The sequence below is a fragment of the Pantoea sp. X-Soil-TKNS-1280 genome (genome assembly GCF_059730475.1).
On the sequence record NZ_AP035962.1, the window covers coordinates 2,080,607 to 2,101,763 of the forward strand.

Annotated in this window: 20 protein-coding genes; 8 read left to right on the forward strand and 12 right to left on the reverse strand. The window is 55.4% G+C overall.

Annotated elements, in window-relative coordinates:
- The first annotated feature begins 5 nt into the window (after nucleotides 1–5).
- From AC6I8X_RS09720 to araD, 6 genes are read left to right on the forward strand one after another with little or no spacing between them, the layout of a single operon-like run.
- Entirely contained in the window at nucleotides 6–482 is a 477-nt protein-coding gene (locus AC6I8X_RS09720; RefSeq protein WP_299452928.1) for a NanQ anomerase/TabA/YiaL family protein, read from the forward strand.
- On the forward strand, nucleotides 479–1,774 hold the full coding sequence (locus AC6I8X_RS09725; protein WP_084874712.1) for an MFS transporter: 1,296 nt from the start codon (nucleotides 479–481) through the stop codon (nucleotides 1,772–1,774). The genes AC6I8X_RS09720 and AC6I8X_RS09725 overlap by 4 nt, the downstream gene beginning before the upstream one ends.
- Complete coding sequence (locus AC6I8X_RS09730) at nucleotides 1,771–3,252, forward strand: FGGY-family carbohydrate kinase (RefSeq protein ID WP_497840982.1); 1,482 nt, start codon at nucleotides 1,771–1,773, stop codon at nucleotides 3,250–3,252. Before AC6I8X_RS09725 ends, AC6I8X_RS09730 begins: the two co-directional genes overlap by 4 nt.
- Nucleotides 3,249–3,905 (forward strand): 3-keto-L-gulonate-6-phosphate decarboxylase UlaD, encoded by a 657-nt coding sequence (gene ulaD / locus AC6I8X_RS09735; protein WP_313690291.1) that lies wholly within the window; start codon nucleotides 3,249–3,251, stop codon nucleotides 3,903–3,905. Before AC6I8X_RS09730 ends, ulaD begins: the two co-directional genes overlap by 4 nt.
- A complete protein-coding gene (locus tag AC6I8X_RS09740) occupies nucleotides 3,902–4,762 on the forward strand; it encodes an L-ribulose-5-phosphate 3-epimerase (RefSeq protein WP_084874720.1) in 861 nt (286 codons plus the stop codon). The genes ulaD and AC6I8X_RS09740 overlap by 4 nt, the downstream gene beginning before the upstream one ends.
- Nucleotides 4,759–5,457: an L-ribulose-5-phosphate 4-epimerase gene (araD, locus tag AC6I8X_RS09745; RefSeq protein ID WP_313690295.1), complete on the forward strand. Its 699-nt coding sequence runs from the start codon at nucleotides 4,759–4,761 to the stop codon at nucleotides 5,455–5,457. Before AC6I8X_RS09740 ends, araD begins: the two co-directional genes overlap by 4 nt.
- Before the next feature lie 58 nt (nucleotides 5,458–5,515).
- Here araD and kbaY read toward each other — a convergent pair whose 3' ends face one another.
- From kbaY to kbaZ, 5 genes are all read right to left on the reverse strand, one after another.
- Entirely contained in the window at nucleotides 5,516–6,373 is an 858-nt protein-coding gene (gene kbaY, locus AC6I8X_RS09750; protein WP_497840983.1) for a tagatose-bisphosphate aldolase subunit KbaY, read from the reverse strand.
- The gene (locus tag AC6I8X_RS09755; protein ID WP_313690247.1) at nucleotides 6,373–7,542 is read right to left on the reverse strand and encodes an SIS domain-containing protein; all 1,170 of its coding nucleotides are present in this window, start codon (nucleotides 7,540–7,542) and stop codon (nucleotides 6,373–6,375) included. Before AC6I8X_RS09755 ends, kbaY begins: the two co-directional genes overlap by 1 nt.
- Before the next feature lie 297 nt (nucleotides 7,543–7,839).
- The gene (locus AC6I8X_RS09760) at nucleotides 7,840–8,076 is read right to left on the reverse strand and encodes a hypothetical protein (RefSeq protein WP_299452950.1); all 237 of its coding nucleotides are present in this window, start codon (nucleotides 8,074–8,076) and stop codon (nucleotides 7,840–7,842) included.
- Nucleotides 8,077–8,255: 179 nt separating this feature from the next.
- A complete protein-coding gene (gene nagA, locus AC6I8X_RS09765) occupies nucleotides 8,256–9,383 on the reverse strand; it encodes an N-acetylglucosamine-6-phosphate deacetylase (protein ID WP_497840984.1) in 1,128 nt (375 codons plus the stop codon).
- Nucleotides 9,384–9,396: 13 nt separating this feature from the next.
- Entirely contained in the window at nucleotides 9,397–10,677 is a 1,281-nt protein-coding gene (gene kbaZ, locus AC6I8X_RS09770; RefSeq protein ID WP_497840985.1) for a tagatose-bisphosphate aldolase subunit KbaZ, read from the reverse strand.
- A 248-nt stretch (nucleotides 10,678–10,925) separates the two neighbouring features.
- Here kbaZ and AC6I8X_RS09775 point away from each other — a divergent pair, with 248 nt between their 5' ends.
- Nucleotides 10,926–11,735 carry a DeoR family transcriptional regulator gene (locus AC6I8X_RS09775; RefSeq protein ID WP_084874734.1) on the forward strand — a complete coding sequence of 270 codons (810 nt, stop codon included), beginning with the start codon at nucleotides 10,926–10,928 and terminating at the stop codon, nucleotides 11,733–11,735.
- A gap of 33 nt (nucleotides 11,736–11,768) precedes the next feature.
- On the opposite strand, the gene AC6I8X_RS09780 is transcribed toward AC6I8X_RS09775, so the two are convergent.
- The 7 genes from AC6I8X_RS09780 to AC6I8X_RS09810 form a co-directional block, all read right to left on the reverse strand.
- On the reverse strand, nucleotides 11,769–12,932 hold the full coding sequence (locus AC6I8X_RS09780; RefSeq protein ID WP_497840986.1) for a Gfo/Idh/MocA family protein: 1,164 nt from the start codon (nucleotides 12,930–12,932) through the stop codon (nucleotides 11,769–11,771).
- Between the two features lie 20 nt (nucleotides 12,933–12,952).
- The gene (agaR, locus tag AC6I8X_RS09785) at nucleotides 12,953–13,723 is read right to left on the reverse strand and encodes a transcriptional repressor AgaR (protein ID WP_084874739.1); all 771 of its coding nucleotides are present in this window, start codon (nucleotides 13,721–13,723) and stop codon (nucleotides 12,953–12,955) included.
- Nucleotides 13,720–14,637, reverse strand: coding sequence for an ROK family protein (locus AC6I8X_RS09790; protein WP_313688304.1), 918 nt, complete (start codon nucleotides 14,635–14,637; stop codon nucleotides 13,720–13,722). Before AC6I8X_RS09790 ends, agaR begins: the two co-directional genes overlap by 4 nt.
- A 15-nt stretch (nucleotides 14,638–14,652) precedes the next feature.
- Nucleotides 14,653–15,777, reverse strand: a complete 1,125-nt coding sequence (locus AC6I8X_RS09795) for an ABC transporter ATP-binding protein (protein ID WP_416412500.1) — start codon at nucleotides 15,775–15,777, stop codon at nucleotides 14,653–14,655.
- Between the two features lie 26 nt (nucleotides 15,778–15,803).
- Nucleotides 15,804–16,586: a carbohydrate ABC transporter permease gene (locus AC6I8X_RS09800; RefSeq protein WP_497841033.1), complete on the reverse strand. Its 783-nt coding sequence runs from the start codon at nucleotides 16,584–16,586 to the stop codon at nucleotides 15,804–15,806.
- Nucleotides 16,587–16,684: 98 nt separating this feature from the next.
- Nucleotides 16,685–17,617 carry a carbohydrate ABC transporter permease gene (locus AC6I8X_RS09805; RefSeq protein ID WP_313688300.1) on the reverse strand — a complete coding sequence of 311 codons (933 nt, stop codon included), beginning with the start codon at nucleotides 17,615–17,617 and terminating at the stop codon, nucleotides 16,685–16,687.
- An 88-nt stretch (nucleotides 17,618–17,705) separates the two neighbouring features.
- Complete coding sequence (locus tag AC6I8X_RS09810; RefSeq protein WP_497840987.1) at nucleotides 17,706–18,971, reverse strand: ABC transporter substrate-binding protein; 1,266 nt, start codon at nucleotides 18,969–18,971, stop codon at nucleotides 17,706–17,708.
- A gap of 452 nt (nucleotides 18,972–19,423) precedes the next feature.
- Here AC6I8X_RS09810 and AC6I8X_RS09815 point away from each other — a divergent pair, with 452 nt between their 5' ends.
- Nucleotides 19,424–21,094, forward strand: a complete 1,671-nt coding sequence (locus AC6I8X_RS09815; protein WP_313688296.1) for a DUF4091 domain-containing protein — start codon at nucleotides 19,424–19,426, stop codon at nucleotides 21,092–21,094.
- Nucleotides 21,095–21,157 lie beyond the last annotated feature (63 nt).

The following is a 21,157-nucleotide window of genomic DNA, read 5'->3' on the forward strand; positions in this document are numbered from 1 at the left end:
TACCGATGATTACCGGACATATCGCTAACACAGACGCCCGTCATTATCCACCGGCTATCGCCCGGGCGATTGCGTATCTCGCCAGTCACGATCTGGCAAATATCGCCGCCGGACGCTACGTAGACAGCGCCACCGGCTGGCAGGTGCAGGTGCTGGATCTGCAAACCGCCCCGGCGCAGGAAAACTACCCGGAAGCCCATCGCCACCATATTGATGTGCAATATCTGGTGTCGGGTGACGAGGTGATTGGCGTGGCGAATCAGCCCGCCAGCCTGAGCATCCATCAACCCTATGATGAAAACCGCGACATCATTTTTTATCAGCATGCCCCGGATGAAACCCTGATCCGCATGGTGCCCGGCACGTTTGCGGTGTTCTTCCCGCAGGATATTCACCGCCCTAACTGTGCCCCGCACCAGCCTGCGGCGATCCGCAAGGTGGTGGTGAAGATCCCGACTACCGCACTGGAGGGGACAGCATGAGCCTGACGTCTACCGCACTGACCCGTGAAGGCGTACCGTCGCTGCGCTGGCTGCGCATCATTCCGCCGATTCTGATCACCTGCATCATCTCGTATATGGATCGCGTCAATATCGCTTTTGCCATGCCGGGAGGTATGGATGCCGAGCTGGGCATCAGCGCCTCAATGGCAGGGCTGGCGGGTGGCATCTTCTTTATTGGTTATCTGTTCCTGCAAGTGCCGGGCGGCAAGCTGGCGGTGTACGGCAACGGCAAACGTTTTATTGGCTGGTCGCTACTGGCCTGGGCGGTGATCTCGATTCTCACCGGGCTGGCGACCAGTCAGTATCAGCTACTGGCGCTGCGCTTTGCCCTTGGCGTGGCGGAAGGCGGCATGCTGCCGGTGGTGCTGACGATGATCGGCAACTGGTTCCCGGATAAAGAGCGAGGCCGCGCCAACGCCATCGTCATTATGTTTGTGCCGATCGCCGGGATTATTACCGCGCCGCTGTCTGGCTGGATCATCACCAACTGGGACTGGCGCATGCTGTTCTTTGTTGAAGGGGTGCTGTCGGTATTCGTCATGGCACTGTGGCTGTTCACCATCAGCAACCGCCCGCAGGAAGCTAAATGGATCTCCCCGGCGGAGAAGCAGTACCTGATCAAGACCCTGCATGACGAACAGTTGATGATCAAAGGCCAGAACACCCGCAAAGCCTCGCTGAGCCGGGTGATGCGCGAGCCGGTGATGTGGCGACTGATTCTGGTGAATTTTTTCTATCAGACCGGGATCTACGGCTACACCCTGTGGCTGCCGACCATCCTCAAAGGGCTGACCAACGGCAATGCTGAGAAAGTGGGGATGCTGGCGATTCTGCCGTATGTCGGGGCAATCTTTGGCATGTTTCTGTTCTCGTCGCTGTCCGATGCCAGCGGTCGCCGCAAGATCTTCGTCGCACTGCCGCTGGCGGGTTTTGCCCTGTGTATGGCGCTGTCAGTGCTGTTGCAGGCTCATGTCTGGTGGTCCTATGCCGCGCTGGTGGGTTGCGGGGTGTTTATCCAGTCGGCAGCCGGGGTGTTCTGGAGCATTCCGCCGCGTCTGTTTAATGCGGAAGTGGCGGGCGGCGCGCGTGGCCTGATCAATGCGCTGGGCAATCTCGGCGGTTTTTGTGGTCCGTATATGGTGGGCGTGTTGATTGCTGAGTACAGCAAGGATGCCGGGGTTTATAGCCTGGCGATCTCGCTGGCGATTGCTTCTGTGCTGGCGTTGACGTTACCGGCACGCTGTGACTCCGTGAAGCGGGAGGCCGCATGAATAGCTGGTTAGGACTGGACTGCGGCGGCACCTTTATCAAGGCCGGGTTGTATGACGCGCAGGGCCGCGAACTGGCGGTGGCGCGGCAAAATTTGCCGGTGCTGGTACCGGAGCCGGGCAGAGCCGAACGCGATATGACCCAGCTGTGGCAACAGGCGGCGGCGGTGATCCGCGAAGTGCTGGCGCAAAGCGGGCAGGATGCGCAGCAGGTGGCAGGTATCGGCATCTCCGCACAGGGCAAAGGGCTGTTCCTGCTGGATAAGCAACATCAGCCACTCGGCAATGGCATCCTGTCATCCGACCGGCGTGCGCTGGCGTTGGTGCAGCAGTGGCAACGTGACGGCATGCCGCAACAGCTTTATCCGCAGACGCGTCAGACGCTGTGGACTGGTCATCCGGTGTCGCTGCTGCGCTGGATCAAACAGCATGAACCCCAGCGTTATGCCGCCATCGGCAGCGTGCTGATGGCGCATGATTACCTGCGTTTCTGTCTGACCGGGGAACTGGCGTGTGAAGAGACCAACATCTCTGAATCCAATCTGTATGACATGCAGAGCGGCGGCTGGTCAGCGGCGCTGGCACAGACGTTAGCCATCGATGAAATCATCCCGGCGCTGCCGCCGATTATTGGTCCGACGCAGATTGCCGGTCATGTCACCGCCGGGGCGGCAGCACTGACCGGCCTGCGTGCGGGCACGCCGGTGGTAGGTGGCTTGTTTGATGTGGTCTCCACCGCGGTGTGTGCCGGGTTGCATGATGAAACCCGACTGAACGCGGTGATGGGCACCTGGTCAGTCACCAGCGGCATTACTGACCGCATCATCGATGAAGCGAATTACCCGTTTGTCTATGGCCGCTACGCCATTGATGACCAGTTCATCATTCATGACGCCAGCCCGACTTCGGCGGCAAACCTGGAATGGTTTTGTCAGCAATGGGGCATTGAGGATTACCAGCAGCTGAATAACTGGGTGGCGGAATTGCCCGCAGCCAGCAGCGCGTTGCTGTTCCTGCCGTTCCTGTATGGCTGCAACGCCGGGGCCGATCTGCATGGCAGTTTCTTTGGCATCCAGGCGGGCCATAGCCGGGCACATCTGGTGCAGGCGATCTATGAAGGCGTGGTGTTCTCGCACCTGACCCATCTCAACCGTATCCGCCAGCGTTTCCCGCGCGCCACCGCCCTGCGCCTGAGCGGCGGGCCGACCCGTTCCGCCCCCTGGATGCAAATGTTCGCCGACGCCAGCGGGATGCCAGTCGAAGTGCCGCAAATCGCTGAGAGCGGTTGTCTCGGCGCGGCGCTGGTGGCCCTGACCGGCACCGGTGCGTATGCCTCGCTGCAACAGGCGCAGCAGGCGCTTAACCCGGAGATTGTGACCTGGCAACCGGACGGTAACCGACACGCCCGTTATCAGCAGAAATATCAACGTTATCAGCAGCTGGTGCAGGCTCTGGCGGCTGTACAAGGAGAGACCCCATGAGCCTTCCTTTGCTCCAGCTGGCGCTGGATCACACCGACCTTGATGCCGCACTCAGCACCGCGCAGCAGCTGCATCAGCAGGTCGATATCATCGAAGCCGGTACCATTTTATGTTTTAGCGCGGGGATTGAGGCGGTGAGCCGTCTGCGCCAGCAGCATCCGGGCAAAACCCTGGTGGCCGATTTTAAAGTGGCGGATGCCGGAGCCACGCTAGCCCGCATGGCATTCGACGCCGGTGCCAACTGGATGACGGTAATTTGTGCCGCGCCGCTGGCGACCTTCGCCACCGCATTGGAGGTGGCGCGCGAGTATCAGGGCGATATCCAGATCGAACTCTTTGGACACTGGACGCTGGATGATGCGCGACAGTGGCGCAGCCTCGGGCTGACTCAGGCCATTTACCACCGGGGCCGCGATGCGCAGGCCAGTGGTCAGCAGTGGAGCCAGCAGGATCTGGATGCAATGCAGGCGTTATCGGATATGGGGTTTGCGCTTTCCATTACCGGGGGCATCACCCCGGCCGAACTGCCGCAGTTTCGCAATATCGACGTAAAAGCGTTTATCGCCGGGCGCGCGCTGAGTGACAGTGTCACCGGTGTGGAGACCGCCAGCCAATTTCATCAGGCCATTGCCAACATCTGGGGAACACCATGAAACGCCAGCATCCACTGGGAATCTATGAGAAAGCGCTGCCTGCCCATCTGACCTGGCCGGAACGCCTCGCGCTGGCGAAAGCCTGCGGCTTCGACTTTGTCGAAATGTCGGTCGATGAGACCGATGAACGGCTGGCACGGCTGGACTGGAGCAAAGAGCAGCGTCTGTCGCTGGTTAACGCGATGATTGAAACCGGTGTCACCATTCCGTCGATGTGCCTGTCGGGGCATCGCCGCTTTCCGTTCGGCAGCCACGATGCGGCGACGCGTCAGCGTGCCGATGACCTGATGGATCGGGCGATCCAGCTGGCAAAGGATGTCGGCATTCGCACCATCCAGCTGGCGGGCTATGACGTCTACTACGAACCGCACGATGCCGGGACGGTGGAGCGCTTTGCCGCCGGGTTATCGCGCGCGGTGGAACGTGCAGCGGCGGCCCAGGTGATGCTGGCGGTGGAAATTATGGATACCGAATTTATCAACGCCATCAGCAAATGGAAGGTGTGGGAGCAGCAGCAGGCTTCGCCGTGGTTCTCCGTCTATCCCGATGTCGGCAACCTCAGCGCCTGGGGCAATGATGTCACCGCCGAACTGACACTGGGTATTGATCGTATCGCCGCCATCCATCTGAAGGATACCCAGCCGGTGACCGCCGATTCGCCCGGCCAATTCCGCGATGTGCCATTTGGTCAGGGATGCGTCGATTTTGTCAGCGTGTTCCGCACGCTCAAACAGCTGAACTATCGCGGTGCGTTTCTGATTGAAATGTGGACGGAAAAAGCCGAGGAGCCGGTCGCGGAGATCGTGCAGGCGCGGCGCTGGATTGAACAGAAAATGCAGGAAGGGGGATTATTATGAGCTTATCAACGTTGAAACAACAGGTGCTGGACGCCAATCTGGCGTTGCCGCGTCATCACCTCGTCACCTTTACCTGGGGTAATGTCAGCGCCATCGATCGCGCCAGTGGCCTGGTGGCGATCAAACCTTCCGGCGTGGAGTATGACGGCATGACGGTGGAGGATATCGTGGTGCTGGAACTGGAAAGCGGACGCATCGTTGAAGGTAGCAAGAAACCGTCGTCGGATACCGCCACCCATCTGGCGTTGTATCGTGCTTTTGCCGATATCGGCGGCATTGTGCATACCCATTCACGCCATGCCACCATCTGGTCACAGGCCGGGCAGGACTTGCCCGCCTGGGGCACCACTCACGCCGACTATTTCTACGGCACCATCCCCTGTACCCGTTTGATGACCGAACAGGAAATCGTCAATGAGTACGAACACAACACCGGCGAGGTCATTATTGAAACCTTCCGTTCGCGCGGTATCAGCCCGACGGCGATCCCGGCAGTGTTGGTCAATGCCCATGGTCCCTTCGCCTGGGGTAAAGACGCCGATAACGCGGTACACAACGCGGTGGTGCTGGAAGAGATTGCTTATATGGGGATTTTCTCGCGTCAGCTGACACCGGGGATAAAAGATATGCCGCAGGATTTGCTGGATAAGCATTTCCTCAGGAAACATGGCGCTAACGCGTATTACGGGCAGTAAAACGGCACGGATTTGAAGCGGCGCGATTTATCGCGCAATAAATTGCGCCGCTACCCGATTATTTCAGCCGATCCGCCGATCCACACACCAGAATCTTATCGCGCACTACCGCTTTCATCGCATCCATCCCCACCCGCAGATAATAGCGGGGATCGTTACCCTGCGGATTCTCGCCAAACCAGTTCTTTACCGCACCGGCAAAGGCGATTTTCAGTTCAGTGGCGACATTGACTTTGCACACGCCCAGCCCGATGGCGCGGCGGACGTAGTCATCCGGCACATCGCTGGCACCGTGTAACACCAGCGGGATATCGACGCGTTGCTGAATTTTTGCCAGCCGGTCGAAGTCAATTTTCGGCGTTTGGGTATAAAGACCATGCGCGGTGCCAATCGCCACCGCCAGGCTGTCTACCCCGGTTTGCTCCACGAACTGCCGTGCTTCGTCGGGATCGGTGAGAAATGCGCTTTCATCACTGACCGCCATATCATCTTCTACGCCACCGAGGCGTCCCAGTTCTGCTTCGACGCTGCAATCGTGGCGATGACAGAAGTTCACCACTTCACGCGTCAGCCGCACGTTGTCGGCAAAGGGTACATGGCTGCCGTCGATCATCGCACTGCGCACCCCGGCAGCGACTTTATTACCGATATCCTCAAGGGTTTCATGATGGTCGAGGTGCAGCGCCAGCGGCAGGCCGTAACTGGCTGAGTAAGCTTCGCACAGTGCAAAGATCTCCTTAAACGCAATGTGTTTAAAGGTGCCCGGCGTGCCCGCCAGAATCACCGGCGATTGCATTTCCTTGCAGACATCAAGGATCGCCTGAATGGTTTCGGCGTTATGGATATTAAACGCGGGCACGGCATAGCCGCGCGCCTGGGCATCCAGCAACAGATATTTGGTCGAGATTATGCCCATCAGTGTGCTTCCTTCTGCTGCTGCCACGGATGGATCACCACGCCCTGAACCACGCGATTCACCGTGCCGCTGGCGGAAGGGGTATCCGGAGTAATACCGGACTTCAGCGACGCCGTCAGTGCAAAGATCTGGGCATAGATCAGGAAGCAGAAGGCCAGCTCGATATCGTTCAGCGTTTGAGTAGTGGGTAAATAGAGATGCGGACCTGCTGCAACCTCGGCAGCAGGCTGGCTGGTGATGGCGACCACGCGCAGCGCGATCTTTTCACGATGCAGCTCGGTCAGCAGGTCAAGGTCATACTGACGGGTATAGGGATGGCCGGAAACGAACAGCACCACCAGGGTTTTATCATCAACCAGCGATTTAGGGCCATGACGGAAGCCAACCGGCGATTCGTAGAAGGCCGCCAGTTGTCCGGCGGTGAGTTCCAGCACCTTCAGCGCTGATTCGCGTGCTGCGCCTTGCAGGCTGCCACTGCCGAGATACACCACCCGTTGCCAGTCGAGATCACCAAAGGCGGACTGGCTGAAATCGCCGTGGTTTTGAATGATCTTTTCGCAGCACTCGGCAACATGGCTGAAGCGCGGAGTATTGAACTGCTGCGGTGCAAAAATGGCCAGGCAGCTGAGCATCATGGTGCTAATGCTGCTGGTCATGGCAAAACCCCGATCATGGGTTTCCGCTGGCATCAGACGTGCTCTGGCGTTGTCATGCTCACTGGCAAAACGATACAAATCACCGGTGGCGTTGCAGGTAATGATCAGATGGCGGCAGTCGGGTACAAACTGATTGGCAAGTTGCACCGCCGCTACGCTTTCCGGGCTGTTACCGGAGCGGGCAAACGACACCAGCAGCAGGGGCTGATCGTCCGGAAAGTAGTCCATCGGATTGGTGACTAAATCAGTGGTGGGGATAGCGACCACATTAGCCTTGAGCTGACGCGCCAGATAAGGGGCGATGATATCGCCAATAAAGGCTGAGGACCCGGCACCCGTAAGGATAATCCGGCCATTGGGCTGGGCGTAGAAGGTAGCCAGCCAGTCATCCAGTTCGCCACGCTGCGCGTCGAGATGTTGCAGAGCGCTCATCCAGCTTGCCGGTTGTTGCCGAATCTCTTCCTCGGTCCAGGTTTGGGTTCCTGACATGTTGGCCGCAAGGGTTTCATTCATAACAATATCCTTAAGATTAAGCTGTTACTGAAAGCCAGTCCGATAGTTTCACTACCTTTCTTTTTGCTGTCGTTTGGTTATTTAAACGGATAAGGCAATCTACAAGAAAGGAAATGAAACTTCAACATGAGAAGGAAAGAAAAGGAAAGGTGAGCGCCGTTACGCGATAAATCGCGTCGCAACAAATTCGAGCAGATGTGTTGGATTTTATTCAGGAGAAAGGCAGGTCAATGCTGGGAAATAACGAAGAGAGGTATTTAACGGAAAAAAAACAAAGCGGTAATAATATTTACCGCATTAACCAGAAATAAACATTAACCAGCCGATGATGCTGACGGCCGACGTTAAAATATAGCCGACACCTTCGCCCGTCATATAACGACGCATGGTCATATCTAACTGACCTACCTTGACTTTTTCACGTTGCTCGTCGTCAGTGGCGTTCAGGATAGTACGAAATGCCGCGATACCATTGGTCAGTAACAACGAGCAAATAGCGGCAACGGTCAGGGTTAATACATTATGCATGGTCATAGGCTTCAATCAGTTTGTCTGTCGAAGTTTTATTCTATGGCAAAAGCTGAAGCGCTTCAGTTCAAATTTAGCTATCAATGTTATTGATCAAATTTTATTTAAACATCGCTGAAATAGCGCAATACATCGCGCCGCTACAGTTTGCACAGGCTTGTAGCGGCGCAATTTATTGCGCGCCCTTAATCTACCGCCACACCCTTAACCCACAGCTGCTGGGGATACAGCTGGTCATTCAGCGCCAGCAGATTGGCCTGTTTCCCCGGCGCGAGGGTGCCCAGCTGATGTGCTATGCCCAGCAGGCGCGCCGGATGCAGGCTGGCCATCTCAATCGCCTGTTGGCTGCTGACGCCGCCGTGGGCGACCATATTGCGTACTGCGGCATCCAGCGCCAGCGTGCTGCCAGCCAGACCCCCTTGTGCTGTGCGCACCACACCCGCCCGCATCTCCACATCGTGACCACAAATCGAGTACAACCCATCGGGCATCCCGGCAGCTCGCATGGCGTCAGTAATCAGAATGATGCGTTGCTGCGCGCATTGGCAGGTGAGACGCAGGACCGCCGGATGGACATGATGACCATCGGCGATCAGTTCCAGCCAGGCGCGCGCGTCGCTTAATCCAGCGCCCGTCATACCCGGTTCGCGATGATGCAAACCGCGCATGCCATTGAAGCAGTGCACCAGCCCATCGGCCCCGGCATCCAGTGCTGCCAGCGTCTGGTCATAACTGGCTGCGCTGTGCCCCAGCATCACCCGAATACCGCGTGCTTTCAGATGACGAATTGCCGCCAGCGCCGCAGGTTTTTCCGGGGCCAGCGCTACCATGCGCAGCGTGCCTTGCGCCACCTCGATCAGTTGATCGATTTCGCTGATATCCAGCTCGCGGAACCATTCGGGCTGGTGTGCACCGCGATTTTCGGCGGTAAACCACGGCCCTTCAAGGTAGCTACCCAGCAGCTGAGCACCGGACGGATGATGGCGATAGTCAGCAATACGGCGCAATGCCTGAATGATTTCTGGCAGCGGGGCGGTGACGGTGGTTGCCAGCCAGGCACCGACCCCTTCGCGTGCCTTGTGTTGTGCCAGTGTCAGCAGCGCCGAGGGATCGTCATCCATCACATCCACGCCTGCACCACCATGCACATGGGTATCGATATAGGCCGGACACAGCAGATCCACATCCCGTCGCATCTCGCCGGGGGCGATGGGCTGGATGGCGGTGATGCTGCCATCCACCAGGTGCAGCTGCTGCTCATCACGCCAGCCTCCCTCGCACAACAGCCGACGTGCCCGAATAATCTGTTCCATTTATCTGGTTCCCTTAAGCAGGCTGGCAGGCAAGGTGATACTGTTGCAGCACATCCTGAATATGATCGATTAACAATGCATGGGGAGTGGCAGGCAGCTGACCCTGACGCACTTTGCTGTATTGCAGCGGCAGATACTGGCTGATAAGCGGCAGCGGGAGTGGGGTATCCGCCAGATTGCGGATCAGCACATTAAACGCATCGGCAATCTGCGCATCCGGCCAGTAGTAGCGCACCCGGTCCGAATAGCTAAAGCCGCGCGCCAGGCGGCGAGTGTTGCTATCGCCGTGATAATGACTTTGCCAGTAGCCGGGTTTGTCGAGCATCACATCCTCCAGCACGGTGCGCAGGTGGGAACAGGCTTTGGCACTGAGCAGTTCCTCTTCGATGCAGGCGAGGGAAAACAGCGCTTCGCGCAGGGCGAACGTTAACGCCGGGCCAACTTTCAGAATGGCGAAATGGTCGATAACCAGCTGGCGCAGCGCTTCAGGGGTTTGATAGTCGGTGGAATGGGCTTCGAACAGCGGTCGTCCGGCGGTTTCTGCCCACTGGCGCAGTTGCTGCGCTTTTTGTGGCTGATAATCAATAATATGCGTATGGTCAAACTCTACGCCAGGCTGCACCACCAGGCCGATAATGCGTGGCCATAACTCAGACAACCCCTGTTGTTCAAAGGCATGATGGTGCGCCATCAGCGTGGCCTGCGCCGCTTCCGGCGTGGTGACGGCCAGCTCGGTCAGCGTTTCGTGAGCGCCACCGGGTACCGGGACTTCCGTGCCGATGACATACACCAGGTCACGGCAGCCGAAATGCTGCTGGCAGGTTTCTTCGGCAATCACCGCCAGTCGCGCGGCGCGTTGCGCCACAATCGCATCGGTCAGCGGCACCGGATCATCGGCGCAGGACATGCTGCAATCGAGATGAATTTTCTTAAAGCCCGCCTGCACATAATGGGCAATCAATACCTCGGCATGTTGCATCGCCACTTCGGCCGCTTCCTTTTGCCAGCGATTAGGGCCGAGATGGTCGCCGCCGAGAATCAGTTGTTCACGCGGAAACTGGCAGGTATCCGCCAGCTGCCAGAGAAAATCACGAAAGTCTGCTGGCGTCATGCCGGTATAACCACCGGTCTGATCCACCTGGTTGGAGGTGGCTTCGACCAGCAGCGGCTGCTGGCGATCGCGGGCAAAGCGCAGAGCGGCCTCCAGCACTAACGGGTGCGCAGAACAAACGGAGAAGAGTCCATTTTGCTCTCCTTGCTGATGACGGGTGATAATTTCAGTCAATAGTTTCACTTTCGGCTCCACAGGGTAAGATGCCACCCATCAATCTTTCACAATCTTTCTTTTTTGCCGGGCGGCGAGGGATGAAAACATAATGAAAGCTATCAGATGCACAAAACGAAAGGCAAGAAAAAGATAACGTAAGTATGAAAAGCATTTTGCTTATGCGTATCTGATAGCAAAGGTTGCATTTGGCCGAAAGAAAGGTGTTAATAGCCCAATCGAAATAAAACGAAAGCAATGAATGGCAGGCTAACCTTATGCAGCATTCTGATAATCCGATGGAAAAAAGCGTGGCGGCGACCAGCGAGCGGCGTGAGCAGATTATTCAAAAATTACGCCAGCAAGGTAGCGTGCAGGTGAATGATCTCGCTGCGCTTTACGGGGTTTCCACGGTGACCATTCGTAACGATCTGGCGTTCCTGGAAAAGCAGGGTATTGCGGTACGCGTCTACGGCGGAGCGCTGATCTGTGATAACGGCCAGGGAACAGCGGAACCTTCGGTAAAAGACAAAAGTTCGCTGAATATTTCGGCGAAACGCAGCATCGCCAGCGTTGCTGCCGAGCTGATTAAACCGGGCCATCGGGTGATCCTGGATTCCGGCACCACCACCTTTGAGATTGCCCGCCATATGCGCCAGCATCAGAACGTCATCGCCATGACCAATGGGATGAACGTTGCCAACGCCCTGGTGGAAGCGGAAGGGGTGGAAGTGCTGATGACCGGCGGCCATTTGCGTCGCCAGTCGCTGTCGTTTTATGGTGACCAGGCCGATCATTCGTTGCAGAACTACCATTTTGACCTGCTGTTTCTCGGCGTTGATGCCATCGATCTGGATCGCGGCATCAGCACCCATAACGAGGATGAAGCGCGCCTGAATCGCCGTATGTGCGAGGTGGCAGAGCGCATCATCGTGGTCACCGACTCCAGCAAATTTAACCGTTCCAGCCTGCACAAAATCATCGATACCCAGCGTATCCATATGATCATCACCGACGACAGCATTCCGCAGAACAGCCTCGAAGGGCTGCGTCGGGCGGGGATTGAGGTGGTGCTGGTTAGCCAGTAAGCATCGCGGGCGCTGATACGCCCGCATCAAAATTCAGGCGGTTTGTGCCGGAGTGAGCAGCCGGTCAAGTTTCTCCCATACTGGCGCTAAATCCACCAGCTTACGCTGCTCACGGGCTTCATCCATCGCCAGCGCCAGAATCCCGGCTTCAATCGCATCCTGCGGCGAAACCGGCAGCGGACCGCCGTGCAGCACGTGGTCGATCACCTCTCGCGCCATTTGTTCATCGGCACCGTAATGCTGCGACAGCGCGGTACGGGTGGCGTACTGCTTATCCACGGTTTTGTTGCCGCTCATCACATCGTGTACCCACAGGAAACCACGAATAAAATCGCCTTCCGCCTGGCCGCGCGACCCCATGATGCAGAAACGGCGGAACTGGTCCGGTGCGTTGATGTTGGTATGGAAATTCATCGCTACGCCGTTGGCGTATTCGACAATCGCCACCTGGTGGTCAACGATGTCACCATCACTGTCGAACACTTTATCGTCTCCCAGCCAGCCAGACGGTTTCTGGTGAAACAGCGTCATATCATCCACCCCGTGCTGGCGCGGATCATTTTCCGGCACGAAATTACGCCGTCCGCCAAAGCTGGCAACGCGCATCGGTCGGGAACCAATCAGGCTGTTGTAGAGATCGAGGTCATGGCAGCATTTTTCCAGCATAAAGCTGCCGGAATAGCGCGAGTAACGCCGCCAGTCGCGCATAAAAAAGGCCCCGTGGTACGGGTAGATATGTTCCGAGGCTTCTACCGAGACGATATGACCCAGTGCGCCGGACTGCCGTGCCTGCAACACATCGCGATACATCGGCGCATAGCGCAGAACCAGGCCAATCAGCAACTGTTCCTGACCATACTGCGCCAGCAATTCCGCCAGTTGATAACTTTGTTCAAGGCTTGCCACCACCGGCTTTTCGCAAAACACTTTCACGCCAGCTTCCAGCCCGATGCGGATATGCTCCAGGTGCAGGTGATTGGGAGAGCCAATCATTAACATATCGAGCTGATGCGCCGCCAGCAGTGCCTCGGGCGTGTCATAGACATCACCGGCTGTGATGCCATGCTGTTGCAGGGTCGCCAGCCCGGCCGGGGCCGGATCGACGTAACCCACGATGGTGAAGTCTGGCAACAGGCTACTGAACACATGCCCGAGATAACCGAGACGGAACCCTAATCCAATAATGCCTACTTTCATGAAGCTACTCTCCCGCGGTATTAGCGATCGGCGATGATGATTTCGACGCCCATTTTTTCCAGGGCGCGCACGTACTGCTCGGATATGGCACTGTCGGTGACCAGCCGGTGGATACGCTCCACCTCGCGGATCAAACAGAAACTGGTGCGACCAAACTTGCTGGAGTCGGCCACGGCAATGATCTCGCGTGAGACATCGCACATGGCGCGGTTAATCTGCGCCTCTCCCAGCTGGGGCGTGGTAATGCCGGAGGTCAGGTCAAAACCATCGACACCGAGAAACAGCTTGTCGAAACGGTACTGACGGATATGCTGCTCTGCCGTCGGGCCGTCGATTGACCAGGAAGCGCTGCGCACGTTGCCACCCAGCACCATTAAATGAATGTTTTCACGGCTCGCCAGTTCATAAGCGATGTTGATGGCGTTAGTCATCACCACCAAATCCTTCTGTTTGTCCAGATGCCGGGTCATCAGGCTGGTCGTGGAACCGGAATCAATAATCACCGCTTCCCCGTCATTGATCAGTGCGGCCGCCGCTTTGGCGATGGCGAATTTCACATCGCGATTGATTTTGCCTTTGTCTTCCAGCGGTCGATCAAAGACAAACTGACGATTAAGTTGTGCACCGCCATAGCCACGAATCGCGCAGCCGCTTTTTTCCAGCCAGCGCAGGTCATTACGGATAGTGACCGAGCTGACGTTGTACAGGGCGCTGAGATCTTCCACCCGCACCACGCCCTCGCGCCTTAGTTGCTCAATAATCGATTCACGGCGTTGCTCGGTATTGATCATAAAGACTCCTCCTGAACAGAGTTGAGTAGCGCAGCGCCACGCACGCCGCTGCTGTCGCCAAACACCGGTGGCAGAATCACCGCCGGTGGGCTGACGGCAAATAACCCTTCACGCATGGCATCCGGCAGGCGCGGATAGATTTCAGGAATGTTGGATAAACCGCCACCCAGTACAAAGGCGTCAATATCCAGCATCATCTGCAACCCTGCCAGCGCACTGGCGAGGATTGCGATAAACATGCTGAACAGCTGCTGGGCCAGCGGGTCCTGTTGCCGGAAACTGACCATCAATGTGGGCAGATCGTGGGCCGGATGACCAAAATGCTGGCTTAGCGCCAGCAGACCGCGTCCGGAAACATAACGTTCGTAGCAATCCTTCAGACCACAGTTACAGGCAAATGAGGGCAGCTGATAGCGCTGAATCAGGCGTGCAGGCACCGGTAGATGGCCCCATTCGCCCGCCATGCCATGCTTACCGCTGAACAGTTGTTTATTCACCACCAGACCACCCCCTGCGCCAGTGCCGATGATCACGCCAAACACCACCGAATAATCCAGCGTTTGCGGCGAGTGCGCTTCGGATAGCGCAAAGCAGTGGCAATCATTGCCTATCGCCACCGGCCGGTTGAGCAGGGTTTCGATATCCCGCTTCAGGTTACGACCGGTAAGGCAGGGGACATTGGCCGATAACTGCTGCTGCGTGCGCGGATCGGTGATACCGGGCAGGCCGATGCCTACTTTTCCTTTGCCACCAAACTGCTGATCGGCCTCCAGGGTGAGTTCCACCAGGCAGTTGAGAAAGGCGGTGTAATCTTCCCCGGGGGTTGCCACCCGCTGGCGAAACAGCTGTTGCATCCTGTCGTCATAGGCGGCAATTTCAATTTTGGTTCCGCCGATATCAAATCCGTAACGCATAGGGTTGTCCTGGGATTAGAGGCCAGCCGGGCGCAGCACACGCCCATGAGTGATATCAAACAAATGAGCATGGTCCAGCGCCAGTTGTAGCCCGATGCGCTCGCCCGGTTGCGACGCCCAACCAGGGGAAGAAGGGAAGCGCGCGACAAAGTGGCGGCCTGCCACATCGCAATGCACGATCTCTTCATTGCCCATATGTTCCACCGTCTGCACCGTCGCCGGTAACGCCCCCGGCGCATCCGCCGTGGTGATCAGCACATGCTCCGGGCGGATTCCGAGGCAGATTTGCGCTTCACTGTAGCCGTTCAGACGCGCCGCCACGCTGGCAGGCAGCACCAGCTTGCCGGCATCGTCAAATGACAAGGCAGGCTGGCCGTTATTCGTGGTAATAGTTACATCATGCAGATTCATAGCCGGGCTGCCGATAAACGCGGCCACGAATTTGTTTGCTGGCTGATGATAGAGGGTCACCGGCTTGTCCACCTGTTGAATCACGCCACGATCCAGCACGCAGATGCGATCGCCCATGGTCATAGCTTCCACCTGATCGTGGGTGACATAAATCATGGTTGAAGGTAAGCCTTCCGCTTTGAGTTGCTGATGCAGATTGATCAGTTGCAGGCGCATCGAGACACGCAATTTCGCATCGAGATTGGATAGCGGTTCATCAAACAAAAACACGCGTGGACGACGCACAATTGCGCGACCCAGCGCCACACGCTGGCACTGACCACCTGAAAGCTGACCCGGCTTGCGCTCCAGTAAGTGGCTGATTTCCAGGTTCTCTGCTGCTTCACGTACCCGGCGATCAATCTCCTCGCGGGGCATTTTGCCGCTCAGGCTAAACGCCATATTTTTATATACCGTCATATGCGGGTACAACGCGTAGTTCTGGAACACCATTGCCACTTCCCGGTCTTTGGGGAGTACCTGATTGACGCACCGATTTTGAATCACGATTTCACCGGCACTGATGCTTTCCAGCCCGGCAATCATGCGCAGCAAGGTTGATTTTGCGCAGCCGGATGGCCCGACAAACACCATGAATTCACCTTCCTGAATCGAAAGCTCAATACCGTGCAGTGCCTGGAAGCCGTTGGGATAAATTTTCTTCACATCATGTAGTTGAATGCCAGACATAGCTGCTTCCTCATGTTGGGGGGCAATTACCCTTTAACTCCGGCGCTGGCGATTCCCTGGATGAAATAGCGCTGGAAAAAGATGAATAAAATCAGCATCGGCAGCACCGCCATCAGCGCGCCAGCCATTAGCATTGGATAGGGCACGCCTGCCCGGCTGGCGAGTGACGCCAGTCCCACCGGCAGGGTTAACTTATCGACGCTGGTATTAACGATTAATGGCCACATCAGGTTATTCCAGGCCCACAGGCCATTAATAATGATGCAGGCAATCAATCCCGGGCGAATCAGCGGCAGCAGAATGCGCCAGAAAATCGCGAAATGGTTGTAGCCATCAAGCAATGCGGCTTCTTCCAGCTCGCGCGGTACGCCAAGGAAGAACTGTCTCAACAGAAAGGTGGCGTAAATACTGAAGATGCCGGGCAGGATCAGACCACTCAGGGTGTTTACCAGGCCGAGTTTCTGCACGATAAGAAACTGCGGAATCAGGAAGGCCTGGGCGGGCACCATCAGAATCGAGACGCACAACATAAACACCGTGTCGCGACCACGAAATGTCAGGCGCGAGAAGCCATAGGCGGCCATTGCCGCAATCAACATTTGCAGCGTGACGGTGAAAAAGGTGTAAAGAAACGAGTTGATATAAAAGGTGGTGAAGGGGATCTCAGTCAGAATACGGTGATAAGCCTGTAACGAAGGATGCTGAGGCAGAATCGTCAGCGGAATCTGGATGCTTTCCGGCTGGGTTTTCAGTGAGGTCAGCAACATCCAGATAAACGGCACCAGCGAGATAAGGCTTGCCAGCGTCATCAACGCGTAAACCGTCAGACGGCGGATTTTTTCCTGATGCTGACGACGAAACCACGCCAGTTCTTCTGATTGGGGTAATGTGCTCATGGCGGGTTTCCTCAGGTAACCTTGATTTTTTTACCAATAAACATCTGCACCAGGCTGATCACCAGGGTCACGATAAACAGCATCACAGCAATGGCAGAGGCATAACCTTTTTCCTGTAAATAAAAGGCGTATTTATAGAACAGGAACGTCACCGTCATGGCGTCACTTTCAATCATCGAACGGTCGAACATTAAAAAGATAACGTCGAAGATTTGTATCACTTCAATGAAACTCATGATCGACACGAAAAATAATGTCGGCATCATCAGCGGTAACGTAATAAAGAAGAAGCGGCGCAGGGTGCCAATGCCATCAATATCGGCGGCTTCATACACCTGGCGGGGAATATTTTGTAATCCAGCCAGCAGGATAATGATTTTTAACGCCAGTGATGACCAGATGATAATGATGGAAACGCTGAGGTGTACCACTTTGGGATCGGAGAGCCAGTCAACCTGCGAAATACCAATAAACCCCAGCATATGGTTAACCAGACCGAAATCACCGTTAAACAGCCATTGCCATACCATCGCCACCGCTGCGGGCATGGTGATGGCAGGGAGAAAAAGCAGGGTGCGGAACAGCGTTTTACCGCGAATCGGCTGGTTCAGACCGATTGCCAGCAGCAGCGAAAGGGCAAGGCTGACCGGCACGCACACCACCACATAGAACAGGGTATTGAGCGTAGCGGTATAAAAATCATCATCCGTGAACAGGTCACGATAATTATCCAGACTGACCTCTGTCCAGTTCATAAACTGATTGAGATCGGTAAAGCTATAAAAAAATGTCTGGAGAAAAGGAATGAAATAAAATACCAGTAAGCCGATAACCAGCGGAGCGATCATTATCCAGCCCCAGAAACGCTCGGCTCGTTCCAGACTACTGACATTTTTTACCGTTTTCACGCGCGGGATAACGGTAGCGGGGGAGATATTTTCCATCTTTATCGGCTCGGTAGCGGCGCGATTTATCGCGCAGATTTAAAATGCCGGATCTGATAACAGCGCGATAAATCGCGCTGTTACAGAATTATTTTTCCATCACACGGCTGATTTTCTTCACCGACTTATCCATTTCTTCTTTGGCATCTGCACCCATAAAGATTTTCTTCAGGCTGCTGATCCACATATTTTGCCACTTCGGTGTATTGGTCCCGGCGGTGGGGTAAGCGGTGGCGTGATCCAGTGCAGTCAGATAGGCGGTGACGTCAACCTGCTTCACATTGGCAGCCCAGGCTGGCATCGCCTGTTTGTTGGCCGGAATGACCGCGGCTGCTAACTCCTCCTGCGATGATTTCTGCGCCATAAAGGAGACATAACGCCAGGCAGCATCTTTATGTTTACCGTTGGCGTACAAGGCAAAGCCCAGACTGTGTGCCACACCGGCTTCTTTATCGATGCGCGGCATTTCAATTACGCCAATATGATCGTTAATTTGTGGGTTGCTGGCGAAGGGGGCCGCCTGCCAGGAACCGGCGTACACCATCGCGGCACGATTCGAGGTAAACACCGAGTCGGTTTTCAGTTCACTCATCTGATTGGCGGTCGGCAGCAGGCCATCTTTCATCATTTGCTGTAATTGCTGATACACCCAGATCGCGTTATCGCTGGCGATATCGGTCGGCTGGCCATGGGTTGGTACGATATGCACACCTTTCTGATACAGCAGGTTCAGGTAGCTTTCCTGGCCGTCATTGCTGAGATCCATATACAGCGGGAAGGCGTCGCCTTTCAGTTTCGTTTTCAGCGCGGTGGCGGTGGTTTTCAGGTCATCCCAGGTCCAGCCTTTTTTCGGATAGCTGACACCGGCCTGATCAAACAGTTTTTTGTTGTACCAGACGGCAATCGCATCCACATCACGCGGGATAGCCAGCTGGTTGCCATCAAACTGGTAGGCTTTCACTGAACTGGCGACGATGTTGTTCAGATCGACCGATTTATCGTTCAGGTAGCCATTCAGCGGGGCCAGCACATGGTTCTGCGCATACTGGATAAAGTAGGGCATATTCACCCAAAAGATATCCGGTGCCACACCACCTGCAACGGCGGAATCCAGTTTGACGAAATACTGTGAAGCCGGTACCACTTCTATATCAATATTGATATCCGGGTTAGCCTTTTCGAATGATTGAGCAATTTTCTCCTCAGCAGGAAGTTGATTTCGATCCCAAATAGCGTAGCGCAACGTTATTTTATCGGCAGCCTGGCTGAGTGCAGGAATTAAAAGTGCGACAGCTAATGTGATTCCGGAAATTACTGGCCTGATATGAGACTTATTGTTTTTTGCAGACAGCATGACACAACCCTCATCAATAAAAAGTATTTCGCTGGAAAGACCCGGTGTTGGTGAATGATTTTGTAAACCATCTGTAATCTGGCTGTCAACAACGAAAAAGTGTAAGTGTGAGTGGCGCTTTTCCTTTCGATCTTTCGAAATCGAAAGGGTTTTTGCGGGGTTTTAGCGATGATTTCGTAACCTAAGTAGCAAAACGAAAGGGTGAGCTGGCGGTAATGATCTAATTAGCAAGGCTTTTTTCTGCGCAGGTTAGGACGATTCATATGACATTAATAATGTTAATTAAAACTAAAGCTCTGACATTATTTCCACCCGCCTTTCAGTGTTTGCAGGAAAATATTATGATTTGCGAGCTGCGTCATCTTATTTTCTTATTACCTTTTTTTTCTATTTTTTCTTTTCAGTATGCGTGCTATTAAATTGCCAACTTCTGACGCTATAAGGGATGAACCATGACGTTACATCTGCGGCTGACTTCGTCGCTGGAAAAAATGTTCCACCAAAAAACAATTACCGATGTAAAGCAACTGACGACAGCCAGCATTCTTTCCAATGAAACTTTCTCTTTCCAGGCACAATATTTTCTGCCCTCGCAGGAACGTAAAACCCGCCGCACTTTGTCCTGGTCAGTGGAGAGTGAGTTACTGCCGTGGTTGCAGCTGTATCAGGTCACCTCTGTGCCAGGCCATCTGCCTTGCTACAACACCGTGGATGAAAACTATCTGACCACCGAACCGGGCCTGTTTCCAGACCTGCTGATGCCGCTGACCACGCCTGCGCTGCAAATTACCTGCAACTATCAGGGCGCACTGTGGCTCTGCCTGACACCTCCGGCCACCGGTTTGCCGCCGGGACAGCACAATATTACCCTGCGCTTGCAGGATAAAGAGGACAGCAGCCTGGTAAGCGAAAGCGCACTGACGCTGACGGTGTTACCTGATGCGCTGCCAGAGCAGCAGCTTTACCATACCGAATGGATTCATACCGATTGCCTGGCGAATTACTATCAGCTGCCGGTATTCAGTGAGGCGTACTGGCAGGCAGTGCGAAACTTTGTACAAAGTGCAGTGGCGCATGGCGTCAATATGATGCTAACCCCGCTGTTTACGCCGCCGCTCGATACCGCACCAGGTACAGTGCGTACTGAGGTGCAGCTGATTGATGTGGTGGATGATGGGCAAGGGGGTTACCGCTTTGGTTTTGAACGCCTGGCGCGCTGGGTGTCTTTATGCCGGGAAGAGGGGATACGTGACTTTGAGATCGCCCACTTTTTCACCCAATGGGGAGCAGCTCATGCGCCGCATGTGGCGGTGCAATTGCCGGACGGTAGCCAGGAAGCGCGTTTTGGCTGGCATACCGACGCGTTTGGCGAACAGTGGCGTCACTTTCTCACTGCCTTCCTGCCGCAGTTGACCGCATGGTTTACTCAGCAGGGATTGCAGGAGCGGGTGTGGTTCCATATTTCCGATGAACCTACCGATCAGCATCTGGAAAACTATCGTAAAGCCAGCGATTTGCTGCGCCCGCTGATCTCCGGCTATCGTACGCTGGATGCCTTGTCCGATTACGATTTCTATCGACTCGGCCTGGTGGAGAAACCCGTGACCGCCTCTGATCATCTGGAACCTTTTCTGGAGAATCAGGTGCCCGGCCAGTGGACCTACTATTGCTGTGCCCAGTACCTGGACGTTGCCAACCGTTTTATGGCGCAACCGTCGGTGCGCAACCGTATCCTTGGAGTGCAGCTATGGTTGTATCGGATTGAAGGTTTTTTACATTGGGGCTTTAACTTCTATAACAGCGAGCTGTCACGCGAAGCGATTGATCCCTTCGCGGTCACCGATGGCTTGCAGGCGTTTCCGGCAGGTGATCCTTTCCTGGTCTATCCTGGTAAAAACTTCACGCCTTTACCCTCGATTCGTCTGAAGGTGCTGCTGGAAGCGTTACAGGATCTGCGGGCGTTACAATTACTGGAAAGGTTGCAGGGACGTGCAGCGGTAGAAGCTTTAGTGGATGAGATGATGGGAATGCGTATCACCTTTAAGGTCTGGCCTGCTGATGCGGAGAAATTGCTGCGGTTGCGCCACGAGGTAAACCGGCGCATTGCCAGCAACAAGGCATAACCTTGCGGTTTAATGAACCGGGCGGTTTTGTTATGCTGCCCGTTCAGCCGCAAAGAGGATGTT

Bases quoted from the DNA above. Each gene is read 5' to 3' on its own strand.
- AC6I8X_RS09815 (WP_313688296.1), top strand. From the start codon at position 19,424: ATGACGTTACATCTGCGGCTGACTTCGTCGCTGGAAAAAATGTTCCAC.
- AC6I8X_RS09720 (WP_299452928.1), top strand. From the start codon at position 6: ATGATTACCGGACATATCGCTAACACAGACGCCCGTCATTATCCACCG.
- AC6I8X_RS09755 (WP_313690247.1), bottom strand. From the start codon at position 7,542: ATGAATGAAACCCTTGCGGCCAACATGTCAGGAACCCAAACCTGGACC.
- kbaY (WP_497840983.1), bottom strand. From the start codon at position 6,373: ATGGGCATAATCTCGACCAAATATCTGTTGCTGGATGCCCAGGCGCGC.
- araD (WP_313690295.1), top strand. From the start codon at position 4,759: ATGAGCTTATCAACGTTGAAACAACAGGTGCTGGACGCCAATCTGGCG.
- AC6I8X_RS09730 (WP_497840982.1), top strand. From the start codon at position 1,771: ATGAATAGCTGGTTAGGACTGGACTGCGGCGGCACCTTTATCAAGGCC.
- AC6I8X_RS09740 (WP_084874720.1), top strand. From the start codon at position 3,902: ATGAAACGCCAGCATCCACTGGGAATCTATGAGAAAGCGCTGCCTGCC.
- AC6I8X_RS09760 (WP_299452950.1), bottom strand. From the start codon at position 8,076: ATGACCATGCATAATGTATTAACCCTGACCGTTGCCGCTATTTGCTCG.
- AC6I8X_RS09790 (WP_313688304.1), bottom strand. From the start codon at position 14,637: ATGCGTTACGGATTTGATATCGGCGGAACCAAAATTGAAATTGCCGCC.
- AC6I8X_RS09775 (WP_084874734.1), top strand. From the start codon at position 10,926: ATGCAGCATTCTGATAATCCGATGGAAAAAAGCGTGGCGGCGACCAGC.
- AC6I8X_RS09805 (WP_313688300.1), bottom strand. From the start codon at position 17,617: ATGGAAAATATCTCCCCCGCTACCGTTATCCCGCGCGTGAAAACGGTA.
- AC6I8X_RS09800 (WP_497841033.1), bottom strand. From the start codon at position 16,586: ATGACGCTGGCAAGCCTTATCTCGCTGGTGCCGTTTATCTGGATGTTG.
- AC6I8X_RS09810 (WP_497840987.1), bottom strand. From the start codon at position 18,971: ATGCTGTCTGCAAAAAACAATAAGTCTCATATCAGGCCAGTAATTTCC.
- ulaD (WP_313690291.1), top strand. From the start codon at position 3,249: ATGAGCCTTCCTTTGCTCCAGCTGGCGCTGGATCACACCGACCTTGAT.
- AC6I8X_RS09725 (WP_084874712.1), top strand. From the start codon at position 479: ATGAGCCTGACGTCTACCGCACTGACCCGTGAAGGCGTACCGTCGCTG.
- nagA (WP_497840984.1), bottom strand. From the start codon at position 9,383: ATGGAACAGATTATTCGGGCACGTCGGCTGTTGTGCGAGGGAGGCTGG.
- AC6I8X_RS09780 (WP_497840986.1), bottom strand. From the start codon at position 12,932: ATGAAAGTAGGCATTATTGGATTAGGGTTCCGTCTCGGTTATCTCGGG.
- AC6I8X_RS09795 (WP_416412500.1), bottom strand. From the start codon at position 15,777: ATGTCTGGCATTCAACTACATGATGTGAAGAAAATTTATCCCAACGGC.
- agaR (WP_084874739.1), bottom strand. From the start codon at position 13,723: ATGATCAATACCGAGCAACGCCGTGAATCGATTATTGAGCAACTAAGG.